The sequence below is a fragment of the Paraburkholderia polaris genome, assembly GCF_012927345.1.
Taxonomy (GTDB): Bacteria; Pseudomonadota; Gammaproteobacteria; order Burkholderiales; family Burkholderiaceae; genus Paraburkholderia; species Paraburkholderia polaris.
Genome location: NZ_JABBGJ010000085.1, coordinates 1 through 18,435, shown reverse-complemented (window position 1 = coordinate 18,435; position 18,435 = coordinate 1). Strand labels below are relative to the sequence as shown.

Genomic DNA, 18,435 nt, shown 5'->3' with positions numbered 1-18,435 from the left:
CGTGCCTTTCGTGGGATGCCGACGCATAGCCCATTTCCATAAGAGCTGCCAGATGTGAGCGTCTACCGACGTAAAATGAGACTTGGAAACCACATGACGGTGATACATGGCCCAACCCCGAATCACAGGGTTGAGTTGCAGAATCAGATTCGTCTGTGTGGCGCTCCTGTGCTGCCTCACGATCTCCCTGACCTTCTCCATGAGCGCCTTCACACTCTTGTTAGCCGGTTTGATGAGCAGTTTGCCGCCGTACTTGCGTACATTCTGCCCGAGGAAATCGAACCCATCGGCGATGTGAGCGACCCTGGTTTTCTCTTCCGAGAGTTCCAGCCCCCGAACGGCCAGGAATTGCCTGACTGCAGGGAGTACGTTCTGCTCCAGAATTTCTTTCGAGACTCCGGTCACAACGAAGTCGTCCGCATACCTGTTGACGTTGACTTTGAACCTTCTGCGTGCGCGTTGCGTCGGCCCCACGCTGGCATCTACTGCTGCTTCGAGTCCGTCCAACGTCATGTTTGCGATGACGGGCGAGATTTCCCCGGTGGCAGCCAACATGACGCTTGATGGCCTCGAAGCTATGCTCGCGGAAAAATTCCTGCGAGCGAAGCAGAGAGGACTGAAAATGAACATGGTGCGTTACGCGGACGACTTCATTATTACCGGCCACTCGAAGGAGTGGCTGGAACATGAAGTCAGGCCGGCAGTAGCTGAATTCCTGGCGGAACGCGGGCTGGTCCTATCACCAGAAAAAACCAGGATAACGCACATCAAGGATGGGTTTGATTTCCTCGGATGGAACATTCGCAAGTACAACGGCAAGCTACTGATGAAGCCGTCGAAAGCGAACGTCAAGGCACATCTTGACAAAATTCGTGAAATCATCAAGGCCAACAAGACGGCTAAACAGGTGAACCTGGTAAAGCTGCTCAATCCTGTTTTACGAGGATGGGCGAATTACCATAGCCATGTCGTCGCCAAGAAAGCCTTCGATCGGGTTGATCACGAGGTCTGGTCAATGCTATGGCGATGGGCGGCCAGAAGGCACCCTAAAAAAGGCGCCCGATGGATAAAAAGCAAATACTTCAGGGCCAAAGGTCTGCGGGACTGGGTATTTGCCGCCACAGAAAAAAAAGAGGATGGCACGACAAGAGAGGTTACCTTGCTGAAGGAATCGGACACGCCAATAAAACGGCACATCAAGATCCGAGCGGGCGCAAATCCGCACGATCCGCAATGGGCACCATACTTCGAATCCCGATGGGGCCAGAAGATGCTGAACTCGACGCGCGGTCGCCGTAAGCTGTACCGTGTCTGGGTAAGGCAAGATGGCATGTGTTCCAACTGTCAGCAGCCCATCACTATGAACGCCCGCTGGGATGTTACGCATATTGTGAAGCAAACTGCCGGCGGCACGGATGCAGCAAGCAACCTCCAGGTTAACCATCTCAATTGCCGTAGAAATCCACAGTACGCCGGAAAATGAAGTTGTACTACCGGGTGTCGACAGATGCCTTTGCAGAGGCTTGAGCCGTATGCGCCTAAAGGCGCACGTACGGTTCTTAGGGGGCAGCAGCGCAGCAATGCGCTGCTGCTACCCGACCAGGATCACCGTGCCATCAAACGCATCATCAAACCGATGATGGGATTCAAGGATTTCCGCTGTGCTCGCATCATCCTGTCTGGCATAGAGATCGCGCACATGATCCGCAAGGGGCAGATGTATGACGACGGCGCCGCCCCGACTGCAGCCGAACAATTCTATTCTCTCGTTATATAAGCAATCCTCTTCATCTCAGGTTCCTAATCGTCTCATCGCCCTTAACGCGACACAACCAGATTCCAGGCAAGCGAGTGTGAACGTGTCGACATGGGCTATTTCTCCGGGCTCATGCGCGGCCGCACGATAGGTATTCGCGCCGGCTCAGGAGGCGATGGCAGCGTCCCGAAAGTTCGGTGCGGCACAGGCGAATGGGTTGGCTCGGCTTTGAGGTGGACATCAGGGTGTGCTTCACGGGTGGGATTTCGTTCAGGTTGAAGCCAGCATAAGGCAGGCCTTGATACTCGGAAAGACGGCGAGGGCGGATACAGAATCCTTCCCGGATGGACAATCAATACTTGAAGTTATTTCGCGGCCGGGTCCTGGACTGGTTCCACATCGTAATGAAGTTCCAGGCGGCGCAGCATTCCGTGTTCGGCAGCAAGATGATCGATTCGATGGACCAGGATTCGGTGGGAGGCCGAAATCACCCACGCGAAGTGGCTGGCATGGCAAGGGCAGCAAGGCAGTGGGGCGGATCCGGCACTGGACCGATGGTTGCTGGCGAGGGAGGGATAATGCCCACCTGGAATGCCGGATCTCGCAGCGGCACGACGTCACCTGCCGACAAGGCTAATCGGTAAGCTGCCAGCGCCCCAAATGCCGTCTCGGTGAGTCCGTAAAGTAAACGAAATCTCAGTCGGAAGCAGAACAATGCACTTCCAACAACGACGGTCGCTACGATAACAGTCGGGATTTTGATCGAGAGAAGAACAGCGGGTTGCTCGATCCAGTGGATCGCAAAGTTCGCGATCTTTTGTAGGACGATTAGGAGAACGGTTATGACAATGACCGCTCCGATCAAAAATCTGAGCACTCGGAACGGAAGCAGTGGCCAATCAAGCCGCCCATCCCAGGCGGCCAATCCCGATTGTCCGCTTTTCGCGGATTGTCATTCCACACTTTTATGGCTTCTCAAGCAGGACAGCGCGGCGCATGCTTACACCACTAGTCGTCTTTTGCAGCGCAGAATTGAGGCGTTTATGCTGGTTCGTTTCCAGGCGCTCTTCTGTACGTTTGATGAGGTGTCGAAATGATTGAGCGCGGAAACTTCAACATCGCGGATGCGGAACGTACCGGGGAAAACGTCGTCAATTTATCTTTGGCGGACGATGCGCGGTGGGCTGGTGTCGTCGTGTTAGGACCGACGGAAACGTTCGCTTTGGGTCGCGAGGCGAGGCACGACCTCTACGTCATCTGCGGTAGCATTGGAATTGACGGGACGGAGCCAATGCATCGCGGAGCATTCGCGAGCCGATGCAAGGCGAAAGCGTTTCAGGCGAACGAAGAGGGCGCCAGCGTATTCGTCTACCGTGAACCGTTGTCCGAACATTGCCTTGAGGTCACACAATCAGCCGCCGATCGCGTCTGGCACAAGGCTCGTGCTGCGGGGATGCGCGTCGCACCCCTATCCGAGTCGGGGCACAGGCTGACGCTGGTCGAATGGGAACCGGGTGCGCGAACCCGTCAGCACGATCATCCGTACGGCGAAGAGATCTTCGTTTTGAGCGGCGAGCTCCGCGGCGGCGATGAGCGATATCCGGCGGGAACATGGCTGCGGCTGCACCCAGGTTCCCGCCATGAACCGTTCACTGAAATCCCAACGGTAATTCTGTTGCGCAACGGTCATCTGGATGCGGCTGATCACACCAGATAATCGTAGTAATGGCTAGACATGCAGAGTTTTGTCGTTCCCGACCGAGTTCACATGCTTCTTCAATATCTCGATGAGAATCCGGCTCTTCGGAGCCGTAAACTTGCCGGGCGGCAGCAACGCGTGAATGGGGTCGGGCATCGTGGACCAGTGCTGAAATACGCGCACGAGCCGCCCTGCCGCGATGTCGTCGGCAACCGAAAAATCGGGTAGCAGAGCAATGCCGGCACCGGCCACCGCAGCGGCCCGGCAAGCGTACACGGTATTGGCGGAAAAGCCATTCGTGAAGTCGATCGTGCGTCGTTCGCCGCTGTCGTTCGCGAGTTGGCACTGGAAGGGCTGCGCGAGTACCGACAGTGCAACAAAGGGAAGGCCAGACAATATGCTCAAGTCGTCCCGCAATGTGTGAGCGGTGACAATATCCGGGCTTGCCACTAGCCATTTTGCGTAATCGCAGATTTTGTTTGCCCGAAGGGTGGAGTCGGTCAGCCTGCCGAGGCGGATCGCGACGTCGATACCATCTTCAATCAGATTGACGAACCGGTCGCCCGAAATCAGATCAATCTTCAGATTGGGGTGCAGGCGGTGAAGTTTCGCTAGGACAGGCGCGAGAAAGACCGCACTGTATTCGACTGACGAAGCGACGCGAAGTGTGCCACTCAGGTCGTCACCTGCATGGCTTGCTGAAAAAACCGCCTCCTCAGCGATACTGATAAGTATTTGGCAAGTCTTGAAGAAGTTTTGCCCAGCTTCGGTCACGCTCAACTTTCGCGTCGTTCTGACCAGAAGTGCGGCACCGACTTCTGTTTCGAGACGTTGAATTGCTGTGGAAACAGCCGTTTTTCCGACGCCAAGACGTTCGGCGGCACGAGTGAGCGATCCGGATTCAACCACTGCGACAAAGACGGCCAGTTGGTCGAAAGTGAGTGTTCGAATGTCAGCCATGAGTACCCATGAATCAGCGAGTTAAATGATTTCCACGCACCCGTTGGCATGCGTCGCAACAAAGCCCGGAAAAGTATAAGGTTCAGACTATCCACCCCATGACTTTCGGAGAACATATCATGGACCGACGCACATTTTTGACTGCCGCGGTGGCAAGCGCAGCATTCGTCGCAATACCGGCCGGGGCCGCCACAAGGGATATCAAGGCGATCGCCTTTGACGGCCTCGCACTGTTTGATCCACGCCCCATTTTTGCGCTAACAGAACAATTTTTTCCAGGCAAGGGCGCTGCGCTGGTAGCAACGTGGCGCGCACGCCAGTTCGACTATACGTGGATACGCACGCTGATCGGTAGTTACGTTGACTTTTTGCAGGTCACCGACGAAGCATTGGCGTTCGCCGCGGAGGCTGAAAAAATAACGATCACGAGCGAGCAGCGTCAACAGTTGCTAGCGGGCTTCATGAACATGAAAGCATGGCCTGATGTCGTGCCGGTCCTCAAAGCCCTGAAGAAGCAGGGCTTGGGCCTTGCACCGCTAACTGACTTTACCGTGCCCATGCTGGAAGCCGGAATCAGAAATTCAGATCTTGGTGGCGTGTTTGACCATTTGCTGTCAACGGATCTCGTGAAGGCGTACAAGCCCGACCCGCGGTCTTACGCGATGGGGATCGACGCCTTTGGCCTGCATCGCGAGGAAATTGCCTTCGTCGCTTTTGGCGGATGGGACGCGGCCGGCGCGAAGACCTTTGGCTATCCGACGATTTGGATGAATCGTCTGAATGTGCCGACCGAGAAGCTTGGCGTGCTGCCAGACCGCATCGCGCCGGATTTCGAGGCTCTTCCGACTTTTGTCGGGCGCTAGATACGTGACGCACAGCGCGACCGCCTTGTTGCTGCGGGACATCGCCGCCGCGAGGCGCAGGAGACCGTGCGAGGTGGCAAGTAGCCTTTTTTCATCCGCCGCGCGTCCACTCGAAGTGGCTGCGGGTTTGATGTTTGTCGTTGAAATTGCATGAAGCATGCCCAACGTCGGGAAACGAAACGGTCATGGTTACAGATAAAGCATTCGCCGGGCAGGTCCGGCACAATCAGCGCGAGCTTGCCACTCGAATCAGCTTGCCTTTTGACTTCATCGTGTGCGGGGCGGGCACTTCGGGGTGTGTGGTGGCAGCAAGGCTCGCAGCAGACCCCAACCTGCGCGTTCTACTTATCGAGGCGGGCGGCCATGACGAGAGTGAACTCGTGCAGGATCCGAACCGTTGGCCGATGACATTGGGCGGCGATATGGACTGGGGCTTCGTGGCCCAAGGCAATCCCCGGCTGAACGGACGTGCACTCGCGTATTCAATGGGAAAGGTACTCGGCGGCGGGTCCAGCATCAATGTGTCGACCTGGTCGCGGGGACATCAGGCCGACTGGGACTTTTATGCCGCAGAGGCCGCCGATGAGGCGTGGAGTTATCGCGCTGTCCTCGAGCTTTATCGTAGCCGTATCGAGAAGTGGGCGGGCGCTCCAGACCCCGACTATCGAGGTGAGCACGGCACCGTGCACGTGCAGCCGGCGCAGGGGCTCTTTCCCTTTTCAGACCGCCTGATGGCGGCTGCCGAATCGGCGGGGCTTGCGCGTTTTCCCAACGCGAATGGCCGCATGATGGAAGCGCCTGGTGGGTGCGCCCCGGTCGATGAAACGGTTTGCGACGGCAAGCGCCAGTCGATCTTCCGCTCCTATGTCTATCCGCTGATGGCGCAACCGAACCTGACCGTGCTGACCGGAGCGCACGTCTCCCGTGTCCTGTTCGACGGCCGTCGTGCGGCGACGGTCGAGTTCAACTATCACGGCAGCGTAGCGACTGCCGAAGCGACACGCGAAGTCGTTCTTTCATTGGGTGCGATCCACACCCCCAAGCTATTGATGCAATCTGGAATCGGTCCTGAAGACGAGTTGAAGCAGGCCGGTATCCCAGCGTTGCAGATCCTCGAGGGCGTGGGACGCAATCTGCATGATCACGTCTCCATCGCCGCAGTGTGGGCCAGTGAGAACAACGTGCTGGGAAGTGCTCCGCGGAGTCAGACCGCGTGTTTCTGGAAAAGTCGCCCTGAACTGGACAGCCCGAACTTTTATACTTACGCCATTTCCGGCGCCTATCTCACGCCAGAAAATGCTTTGCGAGCCGATCCACCACCTAACTGTTGGACGCAAGTGATCGGAATGCGGCCGCAAAGCCGCGGCAGCATCCATCTCACCGGCGCCGCTTGCGCCGACCCCGTGCGGATTGAAGCCAATTATCTGGGTGAGCCTCAGGATCTGGCTGACCTGATCAGGGGGCTACAGTTCGCGCGCGAGATGGGCAGTGCGCCGGCGTTGGCGGGTTTGAGCGGCCGTCAGGTTGCGCCGTATTCGTTCGATCCTGCGGGCCTCTCCAAGTACATTCGTAAAGGACTAACGACGTTCTGGCATCAGAGCGGCACCGCCAGGATGGGGCGCGATGCGAGGTCGGTGGTGGATGGCAAGCTGAAGGTGTACGGCGTAGAGGGCCTGCGAATCGCGGACGCGTCCATTCTTCCGCGAGTGACGAGCGGCAACACCATGGCGCCATGCGTGGTGATTGGCGAGCGGGCTGCGCAGTTTGTGCAGGACAATTGACACATAATGAAAGGGCGCTGTCACGTTAAATTGTTCGCGACACAATAGCGGAGAGGACACACGGCTTGCTCAGAAAGCGGACGGATCTTGGGTGGTCTCAGTGAAACGATGCCACGCAGCAAAGCGTGCGGCGAGCTGTTTGCGATAGAGTGAGGCGCGTAGCAGGTGTCGCTTGAGCGCGAAGTGCTGCCGGATCAGACCGAAGCTCGATAAAAAAACCTGCGTGCGTTCAGGATCGCGGAAGCCACGCATGCGTCGCTCGCGTTCGCGCGTCGGCTGATGACTGTTTTCAGCCTGGTTATTGATCCGCGCACTGGCTTTGACGAAGACGTGCTTGACGTGAGTCAGTGCGGGAATTTCGGCTTTCGCCGCCGGATAGCTGCGCAGCTGGTCGGTCACAATCTTGCGCGGTGCCTCAGCACACGAGGCGAGCACGCGCATGAAAAGTCGCTTCGCTGCAACCTTGTCGCGGCGCTTCTGTAGCAGGATATCGAGTTCAGCGTCGTGTTGATCGACGGCGCGCCACAACAGGTAAGGCTCGTCACGCAACGTCACAAATAGGTAAGTAGGCCCGGGGGATTTCACCCCGAGCCTCTCGCAGAACCGTGCGTAAACCTCTCGATTTACACGGCTCCCGTTATCCAACCTTTACCCCCAGAAACTGCCAGTGCACAAACTGTCGCGGGTACGCCTTCCTCATCTTGTGCAACCACTCGTCGCTACGCCGTTTATGCCGTCGTAGCGTTTTGTACTTGCACCGGGCCCAGCGTGCGAGCTTGCGGTCTAGATACAGACCGAGCCCCTGCATGGCCGTCCGATAGAAAGCCCCGTAATAGTTCCACCAACCACGTATCGTGGGATTGCATTGATCGGCCAGTTCGACCAGTGACCTGAACGTCTGACGAGGTAGCCGCCATCCCCGCACTGTCTGTCTCATCCGTTTCAGGGCATCACGACTCACGCCGGGCAGAAAGCTCGTTGAGAGCTGCCCAGACCTAGTCATCACCCTTCGCGGACGAAACAGGAAACCCAGAAATGTGAAGGTCACATTCGGGTAGGCTTGAGTACGGCTTCGGTCCCTGCAATACACGATGCCTGACTTTTCGGGATGCATCTCCAACCCGCATTCCGCCAGCCGCGAGGCAATGGCATGCATGACCTCCTGCGCCTGCGCCTCACTGCGGCAGTGGACCACCGCATCATCGGCATAACGCGCAAAGGGACATTGCGGGAATTGTCGCTGCATCCATGCGTCAAGCGCATAGTGCATGAACAGATTCATCAGCATCGGGCTAACCACTCCGCCCTGGGGTGTACCGCGCACCCGCGGCAATCTCGCTCCGTCCGCAGTCTCAAACGGCGCAGTCAGCCACCGCTCGATATACAGCAGGATCCAGTCCGCCTTGATGTGCCTACGCACCGCCTTGAGCAGGAGGCCATGGTCAATCTGATCGAATGCCGCCTTGATGTCAAACTCAACAACCCAGTCGTATTTCCAGCAGCGCTCACGCGTTACCGCAACCGCCTGTTTCGCCGACCTCCCAGGCCTGTACCCATAGGAATCTTTATGGAATATCGGCTCGATCATGAGCTTGACAACCGTTTGGGCCACTCGATCTGACACGGTAGGCACGCCCAGCTTTCTGGTACCACCCTTGGCTTTCGGTATCTCAACCTGCTTCACCGGTGGTGGGAAATACGAGCCCGACGACATCCGGTTCCACAACTTGTACAGATTGCCCGACAGGTTCTGCTCAAACATGGCGATCGTTTCATCGTCCACGCCTGCAGCACCCCGGTTGGCCCTCACCAGCTGATACGCTTCCCACACCGTGCGCTTCGCAATGCAATACGGTTTCGTTGAGGTCATGTCACTCATCCCCACCATGCAGGTTGGTGACCTTCATCAACAGGATAACGCCGCCCCTTCGCTCCACCCTCATTACAAGGGCTTCAGCACTACTACGGGCAGCTCCGCCCCTCGTTGCGGCATCGGTATTCTTCCTCCTGGTGTCTGCCATTTGTCATTTCCCTTTGCATCCGCAACAAGGTTCTCACGTTCCGTACCGAAGCCTGTGTTGAGCTCATGCCGCCTTTACGCCGACTGCCATCAGGTCCGTAAGCAGGTCTCGTCCTGACTGATCCTGGAGTGACGAAGCGACTCCAGTTTTGACAGCGCTTTAACACCTTAACGACGCGTCATCGAACGGTTTGCTTTCGCTCATCTTCTCAACACGTACCTGCCACCCTGATGGATGACTTTTCCGCGGTCGCTCACCACCACGCCTTTTGAACGCAGCAGCACCGGGCGGTTTGGAGCCTGCTCCTGCAAGCCGACTCCGGGAGGCCAACTCCCATCTTCAGTACAGCACCACAAGCTTTCGCTTGTGTTCGTGACACACCTTCGTCAAGGTGCCATGTGGTGCCGGGCTTGCGACGCGCCGCTTTCACACGGCGTGCGAAGCACGCACCGAACTTATCTACATGAACGGCCCCCTTTGCGCCAGATGTTCGTGTGTTTTGATGAACAGGGTGGGTTGCAGCTCTACATTCGGCCTGTGTTGCAGCCAGCTTCGCTGCGGGCCCCTATGAAATCCGCTGACTCATGCCTCATTCGCACCGCGAGATCATTAGTCTCTGATAAGTTCTCAGGCTTCGTGAGTCCCGGTCCGACCTGGTTCGTCATCACACTCGAATGCCAACGCAACCTTGACGTTACTTTCTATACAGTGATGCTGTCTGGCGTAGAACATTATCTAGCGGGGGCTGGTCGCACGCTCTCGTACCCTTTCTGATACGGTCTTTGATGTGCCAGTATCGCCCAGATCGTTCGGGCCATCTTGTTAGCGAGTGCCACGACTACCACGTTTATAGGTCGGCGTTTTTTCAACTGGTCGAGCCATGCGCCGGCGTCTTTCGCGTGGAATATCACGCTGCGGGCACCATGAATGAGCAGCGTCCTCAAATATCTATCACCGCGTTTGCTTATTCCCAACAGTTGCACCTTGCCGCCGGAACCGGTTTGCCCGGGTACCAGACCGAGCCACGCTGCGAACTCGCGGCCAGACCTGAACGACTTCGCATGTCCTATCGTCGCTGCCGCAGCTGTCGCAGACAGAAGACCTACGCCTGGTATTGCTGCTATAGCCTTGCTTGCCTCATCCTGTTTCATCCATGCGTGCAAACGGCGCTCGATCTGGGCAATCTGCTGGTCCAGTGCCTCCAGGCCATTCCACTGTTCGCGAAGCGTATCAATCAGTATCGCCGGCAGACGTCCGGATAACCTCTCCAGCACCCCTGCGATAGCCCGGTCCAGCGCGGCACGACCTGTGCCCATTACTTCACCGTATTCGGTCAGCAGGCCGCGCAGGCTGTTGATCTGCATCGTGCGAAACTTCACCAGCTGTTGCCGCATCCGGTGCAACGCCAGAACGGCCTGCTGCGCTTCCGTCTTCACAGCCACTTCCTTGCTGGGCATCTGTGTGGCCATCCAGATCGCCCTTGCGTCCGCGGCATCGTTCTTGTTTCCAGTAACGAACGCCTTGACGAACTTCGCTGGCATCAGCTTCACCTGATGACCCATTTCGATCAACCGCCTAGCCCAATGCTGGGATCCTCCACAGGACTCCATACCGATCAGGCAGGGAGCGCGATTGGAAAAATACTCGAGAAATGCCGCTCTCTTGATGGGTTTGTTCACGATCTCGCCGCTGTCCGCGTCGACCCAGTGAATCTGCATCACGTTCTTCGCGATATCCACACCTACGATCGTATGCTTCATGATGGCCCCTCCGGTTTGCCCGAGAAAATCCTTATGATCTTCCAGCCTTGGCAACTCGATGTCGTTGGCCCGCCAGCAAGGGCCTATATCCTGCATATGCTCACCGGTGGCGGGGGCCGTTCATTCCATTCGCACCAGCGTCGGACCGTTTCGTAGCTGACGATAACCCCGCGCTCGAACAGCAGCTTTTCAATATCACGCAGGCTGAGCTGAAACCGGAAGGCAGCGCACCGCGCAACTGATGATTGCCGCCGGAAAGCGATGATCGTGGTAAAGAGATTTTGCATTCTTCATCACGCGATCTTACTCGACCGTCTCACTAACGTGACAGTGCCATACCCGGGCGTCACAATAGGTCTTTGGAGCAAAGATCGGAGTCACGACGCGTGACGAGGCTGCATCCTTACATGCGGCCTGGACGATTTGCACACACCGGTGTCGACGGTAGCCGCCTCAAGGCAACCGGGCGATCAATTGATGATGCGCTGTCTCGCCCATGGAACCTCGCTCGCTACCATGCGTCAGGTTATCAGAGTGGTACACGATGAGCACGGCATTGGCATGGGTCATTTGTGCCGGCGCGGTCATCGCGACACTTGCCGATCCTGCAGCATCAGCCACAAAGGAGTTTCCGGTTCCCGCGCCGTCGACCGGTGTAAATCCAAACGGCTTCCGATCAAAGTGAGTCTCGAACAGGCTGAACCGCCCCCCTTGTTTAAGGCCGTGCAGGACTACCGTCACGTCTTCCCGGCCGTCCGCGCGCGGCGCCAATGTCACGCTACCGCCAGCGTGCAACCATTGTCCCAACGTCATGCCGAGGGGCGATCCCGTCGCGTTGTAAATTTCGCCTCCGGCCGGATCATCTGCGTGTGCATTGCGCACACCGGCAACATGTTCGATATCCTGCCAATGGCGCTCCACTTGCGCGCTTTTATCGAGCACGAAAACCTGTGGATCGAGAACTGTCGGTGACGCTACTTCCCTGGAAAAGTAGGCGGCATGTGTCTCGAATGACAATGTGACCGCCGCGCGATCCTGCGCATGCGCGAAGCCTGACAGCAGGAAAACAGCGCCAATGAGGGTTTGAGTCGTTCGCATATGGGATGAATACACCGGAAAGATTGAGTCGATGCGGCATGTGCGCGTTACCGAAAATTGCGACAGCCAGTGCGTCACAGAATAGCGAGAACGCATGCGGACGCGAACACTCCGGCGGCTCAAATTCTTGCGCATTCGTCTCAACTTCTGCTCAAAGCCGGCAGCGTGGGCGGCGCCAACTATCCGGTCCGCCGTGTTACCTCACGAAAGGAGTGCTACCCGACGGATTGTTGTCGTTTCGCTTTCTTTTCTATTAATGGACTTGATCTGGCGTTCGCTCGTCGATTGAAAATCAGCTAGCGGACCTCCTGCCGCCGCCCTGCCGGGCGACGAGGTTAAAGTGAGTTTGCCAAAACCGCTTTAACGGCGCTGTCACGTTAAATTGTTCGCGACACAATAGCGGAGAGGACACACGGCTTGCTCAGAAAGCGGACGGATCTTGGGTGGTCTCAGTGAAACGATGCTGTTGGTGTTCACAATTGCCGGGAGTGGACGAAAAGTGGGGGAGTGTTGGTTCAACGTCGAACGACCTCGGGCGATTTGAAATGCGGATATCGCTTAAGAAAGCAACGTTCCAATCTTCCATCAAGCAGCTCGACGCGAGTCTGTAGCAGATAATGAGCTCCCTTCATGGACCAACGCATTTGTTGCCGCTTTGAGAGACGACGATTGATCAAGTGATTCATGACGGACTCTGCTGACGCCGACGACACCCGGCGTCCTTCCATTCTGGCGCGCTGATAGTCGACAAGATCCTTTCTGTTGTGCTCGAGGAATGTGAGCAGACGGACGGTTGCGCGATATGCTGTACCTGAAGCGAGCTGATAGAAGAAAGTCAGTTCTTCTGCAGCGATTGCCAAGGAGGTGGCCAGTGTGCGGAGCATCTCGATTGCCGTCTCGGCCCGACCACGCCAAAGTGCGTCGCGCACCCTGACGAGAAGGCGCTCTGATCGCAGCATGATTTCAGGTCGCCTCGAGAAATAGTTGTACGCGCGAATGGAAGATCGAATGGCTTGCATCTTCATGCTGATGTGAAACCAGTCAAGAATCCTGGGCGATACGCGAGGAGCTATCGAAGTCACCAGCGAGCGCATTCCTCGAGCACCATCCGAGATCACGTCGATCAAGGTCGTTGGAACCCAACCGCATTGATCGAGCGCGCCGGCCACAAGAACGCGGGTCAAGCTCGGACGCTGCAAGGCGGACACAAATCTTCGGGCCATCTGGCCATCGCGCTCGACCCTGCCGGCGATGACTTCAAACTTTCGAACTTCCTGGAACTGGTTGGCGCTCAACACCGTTCCATCGATCGCGATCCGCAGGTGGCTGGCGTGGTTGCGTTTTCGTCCGCCAGCAAGCCATCCAATCCGGAACTGTTCGTTCTCGACGTACTCTCCGCACTGAACTGTATCCTTGCGGACTGTAGTGTGTGATAGCTTGGGCAGTCCCGCCAGATCGGCGACGGAACGTGCGGCCTCGCGGTATGAAACGGAGGCGCCGTGTTTCGCGCAAAGGTATGCTAACTCCGGGGTGCGCCGCGTCGGCAGGAGAGGTTCAATGGAACACTCTGAAGACCGCAGGCTGATAGAGTTGCCGTTATCATCGTACGGCTCAGGCGTACACAAGCAGGATACGACTCGCGGCACTTTAACTTGTACTCTGCCAAGCGCCGTCGAAAACGTGCGCGGACGCCAATCTTTGATGCGCCGATATCGGCCGCATTCTCGACAGTTCCGACGAAGCTTATCGTAGGCATTAATCTGGTCTTGCGTCACGAGTTGTTGCAACGTAGCCAGTAGTTGACGAGCTTCGGCGAGGGACAACCCGAAATCCGCTGGAGTAGCGCCATTCACTGGGCGCTTAACCAAACAAATCGGGATCGGCTGGTCCGTTCCCTGTCGTTGCAGAAGGATTTTCCAGTGCAATTCCATGGCTGTCTCCCCGGTAGGTCAACTGCTGCAGTTTAGACCAGAGTTGCCTCCCCCAGATTTCGTCCACTCCCATCAATTGTGAACGCCAACAGCTGTAAACGACACTCATCGATACGTGCGCGGAGTGTTTCCGGCGGCCGGCGCCGCCGTTCAACTGGCGTTCCTCGGAGTCTCACACGATGACCTTATCAACACATGGGGCCTTCGCCTTACCAAATTACGTGATCAGCACGCAGAGCATACCAACTCTTTCCGAAACTAATATCACCATTCCTTTGGCGCATGTGTCCCATCGGCATAAGGTGCGGCCCAAAGTGCCAATTGAAGTTGCATTGATTTGCACCATGCCCAGTGCATCTTATCTATCTCATCCTGAGTGTGACCGTTCGCCGCGAGGTACGTTTTGATCGTTTCGTTGATAACCGCCATAAAAGCAATGATGTCGCGAAGTGGCACGTACGGAGTCGACCGAACACCATCCGTCTGATTCTTTTTCACGCTCGTATGTCGCAAAGCTATCTCTTGTTGGTAGTTGACCCAGTCTTGATCATAGGGTCTAAAGCAAGTGTCAAGAATCCATTGCTCGAAGCGAAGGTTGCTGTTTGCCAGATACTGGGGAATGGCATCCCCTTCTGGCGAGCGAGAGTGTCGAGCAAGGTTCGGGATGCCTGCAATAATCCCGCTACGCCAGTGTTGCACTATTTTTGCCGTTTGCCCCTGCAGTACCGTTCCAGCTAATTGGAGATATCGCTCGTCTTCTTGAGTGAAGCCCGCGCTGATTTTTAGCATATCCAACTCTTCCGGTGACACGGCTGACGTGGCCACTTCAGAAGTTCCGTAGGTGTAGCCAGGGATACCTTCACCCGCTTGGTTCATGCTGTCATCTCCTTGAATGCAAAATAGCCGCAATCGAAAAGCCGAATTAAGCGCTCGTCGAAACCGCATTTTGCGGAGTCGGCGTAGTTGAAAAGAGGATGATCAGCCCTTCGATCAAAGTCGGGTGCGTCAAGACGGCATCGCGCAGCACCGTATATGGCAGGCCTCCAATCATCGCGATCTGGACAGAGGCCATAACCTCGCCGGCTGAGGTCCCAAATGCGGTGAAGCCGAGAATACGATCGCTCTCAACATCGATGAGCGCTTTCATGAAGCCCCGCGTTTCCGAAAGTGTTCGCGTGCGCAGCACCGACGCCATCGGAATTTTTACAAGGCGATAGGGGATGTTTTTCGCTTCGGCTTCCCTCTCACTAAGTCCAATACGGGCAACCTCCGGATCGGTAAACATGCAAAACGGCACCTGCCTGTCAGTTGTCACATGATTGCCGCCCGCAAGGTTATCCCGGATAACGCGGAAATCATCGAAAGCGATGTGCGTGAACTGAGGACTTCCGGCACATTCACCAATAGCCCAAACACCGGGCGCGGTCGTCTCGAGACGTTCATTCACCTTGATGTAACCACGTTCGGTAACCTCAACTCCCGCAAGGTCCAGCCCAATCCCGGCGGTATTGGGGGTGCGGCCAGTCGCCACCAGGAGATGTGTCCCCTCGAATGCCTTGCTGACACCTTCGTGCTCCACGACCAGCTGCACGAGCTCACCTGATTTCCCGGCCACGCTCGTGACGGTTGCGTTCAGAACCAGGCTTATACCTTCCTCAATAAAGAGCTCCGTTACCCCCTCGGAAACATCCAGATCCTCTCGATGCACCAGCCGCTCGTTTCGCTCGATGATAGTGACTCGACTACCGAACCTTCGCATCGCCTGCGCAAGCTCCAATCCGATATAACCGCCCCCCATAACAAGCAAATGACCAGGAACCACATCCAGTTCAAGCGCTTCGATGTGAGTAAGGGGCGTTGCTTCGAGGAGACCTGGAATGGGATCCAGGGTCGCGTGAGTCCCTGTTCCGATGATTACGTCTGTTCCTCTAATGCGACGAACCGAACCGTCGTGGCCGTGTACCTCCAGGGTCTTGGGACCGACAAAGCGCCCAGTTCCCATAATCAATTCTGTCCCGCTGCGACGGAAATTTTCGACATGAATCTGGACCAACCCGTCGACCATCTTCCGTTTTCTATCTCGGATGACAGTCATATCGGTTTTGACGTTTTCTTTTCTGATTCCAAATTCCTCGCTTCTAGTCAAATAGGAGACGACCTTCGCGCTGTGAATAATATTCTTACTTGGTAAGCAAGCTATATTCGGGCACGAGCCGCCGATGTATTCGCGCTCGATAACGGCCACGCGCTGCCCGTCTCTGGCAAGGGTCCACGCGACATATTTTGAACCTTCACCGCTCCCAAGAATCACCAAGTCAAAATCTTCCGAAGAACCGTCTTCTTTAGACAAATTATCGAGAGACTTGAACGGTTCGAACCCTTCCTTTTGGTCCATGTAAGCTCCTTTTCTCGTTACTGAGATTTCATTGGCACCGTCGGTCGCGGATGACAGAAGTATGTTCCAAATCCTGTCAAATACAAATTGATGATTGATGTTGTGTGCGACACTCTCGTATGCGGCAATCGGAAGGGACTACGTGTTGGTGAATTTGCACCAGAACCGGGAAATATAGATTTTCTTCAGAAGAAATGGTTAGACGTTTAGAGTGGCCGATGTCCAACGACCTTTCTCCGTAATTGACGGGGCATTAGGCTCGTATGACTCAAGGACTTTCCTCTAGCTGCTGTTTCAGATGGCGATACGACGTGGAAAGCGTCCGTGTTGATGAGACAGAGCCCGTAGGGATGGATCGACGCGCAACCAATGATTGCGGTACCGTCAGTCGAGCGGTTTAGCTTAACGAATTGTTAGTGGAACGGGAAGGGCCTATTCGCCCTGCCTTCGACCCTCTCATTATGTCATTCCCGTGCCGCTGACGATCCTCTGGGTTATCGCGGGCAGTGATTGTCGCTCCAGGGCGCAGCGGCTTTTCCCTTTCCTGGGTTATCCGACGGGTCAACGGCCAACCCGGCCTAGTACAACATCCCTCAAATAGCTTTAATAATTGTCTGGCTGCAAATAAGGCTGCAGGAGCGTGACAACGAGTTGTGCCATTTCGGCGAGCGAACCTGAGCCAGGCAGAGGTTCCCATCGCCCGCTATGGCTACGAAAGGCCGCACCATAAAGATTGCGGCCGAGTTCACTCAGGCGTGCCACAACGGTCGACTCCTGATTGTCCAGGCGTTTGATCAGCAGATGGCGCCCGTAAGCCTGCGTGACCACCTGGTCGTGGCCCAACAATTCGCGCAGTTGACGCTGCAGTTCGCTTGCATGATGTTTCGCGGGTAAGGCAGGCATGACCGCTCCGGGTTCAGGATGCACCAGTTTGCAACGGGTAGCCGCGGAAAGTCCATCTGAAGGGACGTGCCGTCTGGTTGCGCTCGCGGATGAACTGCTCTGTACGCTCGCGAAGATGCGCAGTGCTCTCGTGGCTGGCGTGACGCAGCACACGGCGCGTATAGAGCCCAAACCACAGTTCGATCTGGTTCACCCAGCTCGCGTGTAAAGGGGTGAAATGGAAATGAAACCGTCCATCGTGCCGCGCATTGAATGCCTGCCACACGGCCTGGGCGCGATGCGTGTTGAGATTATCCCAGATCACATGCACCTGCTTGCCCGGATACGCGGCTGCCACACTGTCCATGAAAGTCACCAGGTCCTCCTGGGTACGCCGGTCGCGGCAGTGGCCCAGTACCCGTCCGGTATGAACATCCAGCGCGGCAATCAGCGACTGGGTACCGTGACGGATATATTCAAATTCCCGGCGGCGCAACCGTCCGGCTGCCGGGGGGCGCCCTGGATGCTTGCGCTCGATGGCCTGGATGCCGGTCTTCTCGTCAATACTCAATACCACCGCATTCTTCGGCGCCTTGCGGAACAGCTTGCAGATCACGTTGACCTTCTCGCGAAAGGCCGGATCCGGACTATGCAGCCACTGTTGCACCCGATGCGGGCGAACGTCGCCAGCTTGCAGGATGCGCTGCACATGGCTGCGACTGATCTGTTCGACGATCCCTCGCTCGACTGCACGCGTCACAATCTCATCGAGCGTCGGCGTGGCCCGACCTTGCGCTTCCTGCACTTCACACGCCAGTGCGATCAGTTGCAGCCGCGTCTCCTGCGTGATGCGCGGCGGACATCCACTGCGCTCTGCCTCCCGAATCCCCTGCGCGCCTTGCCGCGCAATGCGCTGGCGCCACTGGCTGACTGTCTGCACGGACACGCCCAGTTCCTGTGAGATCGCCGCGCTCGTGTAGCCCTCGTGAGGGCTCTGTCAACTTGGCGGGCGTAGACTACCTGCGTAGCTAAAGCGTAGTTATCCTTATCAGATAGCTTACTTGACTGCGGCAGTAACAGTCCAACCATGCCATGTGGCGAAGCGTTCTTTGAGTACGGCACGATGACATGCCGCGTTCATTTGATGTCTGGGCAACGCGAAGTGCTGCCGGATTGGGCCGAAGCATGAGAGGAATGCCTGCGTGCGACGCGCATCGCGAAAGCCGCACATCTGGCGTTCGCGCCTGCGGGTCGGCTGGTGGCTGTTCTCGGCACGGTTGTTCACACGT

15 protein-coding genes and 6 pseudogenes are annotated in these 18,435 nt (G+C 56.6%); 7 read left to right on the top strand and 14 right to left on the bottom strand.

Translation table 11 applies throughout. The features are described from left to right. Positions 1 to 555: group II intron maturase-specific domain-containing protein (locus HHL24_RS41875; RefSeq protein ID WP_268966786.1), on the bottom strand; the 555-nt coding region annotated here is incomplete at its 3' end. Here HHL24_RS41875 and HHL24_RS41870 point away from each other — a divergent pair. From HHL24_RS41870 to HHL24_RS41850, 5 genes and pseudogenes are all read left to right on the top strand, one after another. Next, a complete protein-coding gene (locus tag HHL24_RS41870; RefSeq protein ID WP_206003263.1) occupies positions 554 to 1,483 on the top strand; it encodes a group II intron reverse transcriptase in 930 nt (309 codons plus the stop codon). The genes HHL24_RS41875 and HHL24_RS41870 overlap by 2 nt on opposite strands. Before the next feature lie 114 nt (positions 1,484 to 1,597). Beyond that, positions 1,598 to 1,777, top strand: a pseudogene (locus HHL24_RS41865) (IS6 family transposase); the annotation flags it as partial. Between the two features lie 323 nt (positions 1,778 to 2,100). Then, a complete protein-coding gene (locus HHL24_RS41860; RefSeq protein ID WP_169491116.1) occupies positions 2,101 to 2,400 on the top strand; it encodes a hypothetical protein in 300 nt (99 codons plus the stop codon). Between the two features lie 198 nt (positions 2,401 to 2,598). After that, positions 2,599 to 2,853: a hypothetical protein gene (locus HHL24_RS41855; RefSeq protein WP_169491115.1), complete on the top strand. Its 255-nt coding sequence runs from the start codon at positions 2,599 to 2,601 to the stop codon at positions 2,851 to 2,853. Next, positions 2,850 to 3,473: a cupin domain-containing protein gene (locus HHL24_RS41850; protein WP_169491114.1), complete on the top strand. Its 624-nt coding sequence runs from the start codon at positions 2,850 to 2,852 to the stop codon at positions 3,471 to 3,473. Before HHL24_RS41855 ends, HHL24_RS41850 begins: the two co-directional genes overlap by 4 nt. A gap of 12 nt (positions 3,474 to 3,485) precedes the next feature. On the opposite strand, the gene HHL24_RS41845 is transcribed toward HHL24_RS41850, so the two are convergent. Then, positions 3,486 to 4,415, bottom strand: a complete 930-nt coding sequence (locus HHL24_RS41845) for a LysR family transcriptional regulator (RefSeq protein ID WP_169491113.1) — start codon at positions 4,413 to 4,415, stop codon at positions 3,486 to 3,488. Positions 4,416 to 4,534: 119 nt separating this feature from the next. On the opposite strand from HHL24_RS41845, the gene HHL24_RS41840 reads away from it, so the two are divergent. Beyond that, a complete protein-coding gene (locus tag HHL24_RS41840) occupies positions 4,535 to 5,278 on the top strand; it encodes a haloacid dehalogenase type II (protein ID WP_206003262.1) in 744 nt (247 codons plus the stop codon). Positions 5,279 to 5,418: 140 nt separating this feature from the next. Beyond that, positions 5,419 to 7,059: a GMC family oxidoreductase gene (locus tag HHL24_RS41835; RefSeq protein WP_206003261.1), complete on the top strand. Its 1,641-nt coding sequence runs from the start codon at positions 5,419 to 5,421 to the stop codon at positions 7,057 to 7,059. A 69-nt stretch (positions 7,060 to 7,128) separates the two neighbouring features. Here HHL24_RS41835 and HHL24_RS41830 read toward each other — a convergent pair. The 12 genes and pseudogenes from HHL24_RS41830 to HHL24_RS41775 form a co-directional block, all read right to left on the bottom strand. After that, positions 7,129 to 7,701 (bottom strand): annotated as a pseudogene (locus HHL24_RS41830) (DDE-type integrase/transposase/recombinase); the annotation flags it as partial. Continuing rightward, complete coding sequence (gene ltrA, locus HHL24_RS41825; protein WP_206003260.1) at positions 7,697 to 8,929, bottom strand: group II intron reverse transcriptase/maturase; 1,233 nt, start codon at positions 8,927 to 8,929, stop codon at positions 7,697 to 7,699. The gene ltrA and the pseudogene HHL24_RS41830, both read right to left, overlap by 5 nt. A gap of 533 nt (positions 8,930 to 9,462) precedes the next feature. Continuing rightward, a pseudogene (locus tag HHL24_RS41820) lies at positions 9,463 to 9,540 on the bottom strand (IS6 family transposase); the annotation flags it as partial. Positions 9,541 to 9,811: 271 nt separating this feature from the next. Beyond that, entirely contained in the window at positions 9,812 to 10,840 is a 1,029-nt protein-coding gene (locus tag HHL24_RS41815) for an IS110 family RNA-guided transposase (RefSeq protein ID WP_169491111.1), read from the bottom strand. 134 nt (positions 10,841 to 10,974) lie between these two features. Beyond that, positions 10,975 to 11,134: pseudogene (locus tag HHL24_RS41810) on the bottom strand (IS6 family transposase); the annotation flags it as partial. A gap of 159 nt (positions 11,135 to 11,293) precedes the next feature. Beyond that, complete coding sequence (locus HHL24_RS41805) at positions 11,294 to 12,073, bottom strand: hypothetical protein (protein WP_230417806.1); 780 nt, start codon at positions 12,071 to 12,073, stop codon at positions 11,294 to 11,296. A 380-nt stretch (positions 12,074 to 12,453) separates the two neighbouring features. Next, a complete protein-coding gene (locus tag HHL24_RS41800; protein WP_169491110.1) occupies positions 12,454 to 13,869 on the bottom strand; it encodes an ISKra4 family transposase in 1,416 nt (471 codons plus the stop codon). Positions 13,870 to 14,133: 264 nt separating this feature from the next. After that, complete coding sequence (locus HHL24_RS41795) at positions 14,134 to 14,745, bottom strand: protoglobin domain-containing protein (protein WP_169491109.1); 612 nt, start codon at positions 14,743 to 14,745, stop codon at positions 14,134 to 14,136. 46 nt (positions 14,746 to 14,791) lie between these two features. After that, complete coding sequence (locus tag HHL24_RS41790; RefSeq protein ID WP_169491108.1) at positions 14,792 to 16,264, bottom strand: dihydrolipoyl dehydrogenase family protein; 1,473 nt, start codon at positions 16,262 to 16,264, stop codon at positions 14,792 to 14,794. A gap of 603 nt (positions 16,265 to 16,867) precedes the next feature. Then, on the bottom strand, positions 16,868 to 17,167 hold the full coding sequence (locus HHL24_RS41785; RefSeq protein ID WP_169491107.1) for a hypothetical protein: 300 nt from the start codon (positions 17,165 to 17,167) through the stop codon (positions 16,868 to 16,870). A gap of 13 nt (positions 17,168 to 17,180) precedes the next feature. Continuing rightward, a pseudogene (locus HHL24_RS41780) lies at positions 17,181 to 18,134 on the bottom strand (IS630 family transposase); the annotation flags it as partial. Positions 18,135 to 18,203: 69 nt separating this feature from the next. Next, positions 18,204 to 18,435, bottom strand: a pseudogene (locus HHL24_RS41775) (IS6 family transposase); the annotation flags it as partial.

Bases quoted from the DNA above. Each gene is read 5' to 3' on its own strand.
- HHL24_RS41795 (WP_169491109.1), bottom strand. From the start codon at position 14,745: ATGAACCAAGCGGGTGAAGGTATCCCTGGCTACACCTACGGAACTTCT.
- HHL24_RS41845 (WP_169491113.1), bottom strand. From the start codon at position 4,415: ATGGCTGACATTCGAACACTCACTTTCGACCAACTGGCCGTCTTTGTC.
- HHL24_RS41800 (WP_169491110.1), bottom strand. From the start codon at position 13,869: ATGGAATTGCACTGGAAAATCCTTCTGCAACGACAGGGAACGGACCAG.
- HHL24_RS41805 (WP_230417806.1), bottom strand. From the start codon at position 12,073: ATGCGCAAGAATTTGAGCCGCCGGAGTGTTCGCGTCCGCATGCGTTCT.
- HHL24_RS41790 (WP_169491108.1), bottom strand. From the start codon at position 16,264: ATGGACCAAAAGGAAGGGTTCGAACCGTTCAAGTCTCTCGATAATTTG.
- HHL24_RS41785 (WP_169491107.1), bottom strand. From the start codon at position 17,167: ATGCCTGCCTTACCCGCGAAACATCATGCAAGCGAACTGCAGCGTCAA.
- ltrA (WP_206003260.1), bottom strand. From the start codon at position 8,929: ATGACCTCAACGAAACCGTATTGCATTGCGAAGCGCACGGTGTGGGAA.
- HHL24_RS41855 (WP_169491115.1), top strand. From the start codon at position 2,599: ATGACAATGACCGCTCCGATCAAAAATCTGAGCACTCGGAACGGAAGC.
- HHL24_RS41850 (WP_169491114.1), top strand. From the start codon at position 2,850: ATGATTGAGCGCGGAAACTTCAACATCGCGGATGCGGAACGTACCGGG.
- HHL24_RS41860 (WP_169491116.1), top strand. From the start codon at position 2,101: ATGGACAATCAATACTTGAAGTTATTTCGCGGCCGGGTCCTGGACTGG.
- HHL24_RS41840 (WP_206003262.1), top strand. From the start codon at position 4,535: ATGGACCGACGCACATTTTTGACTGCCGCGGTGGCAAGCGCAGCATTC.
- HHL24_RS41870 (WP_206003263.1), top strand. From the start codon at position 554: ATGACGCTTGATGGCCTCGAAGCTATGCTCGCGGAAAAATTCCTGCGA.
- HHL24_RS41815 (WP_169491111.1), bottom strand. From the start codon at position 10,840: ATGAAGCATACGATCGTAGGTGTGGATATCGCGAAGAACGTGATGCAG.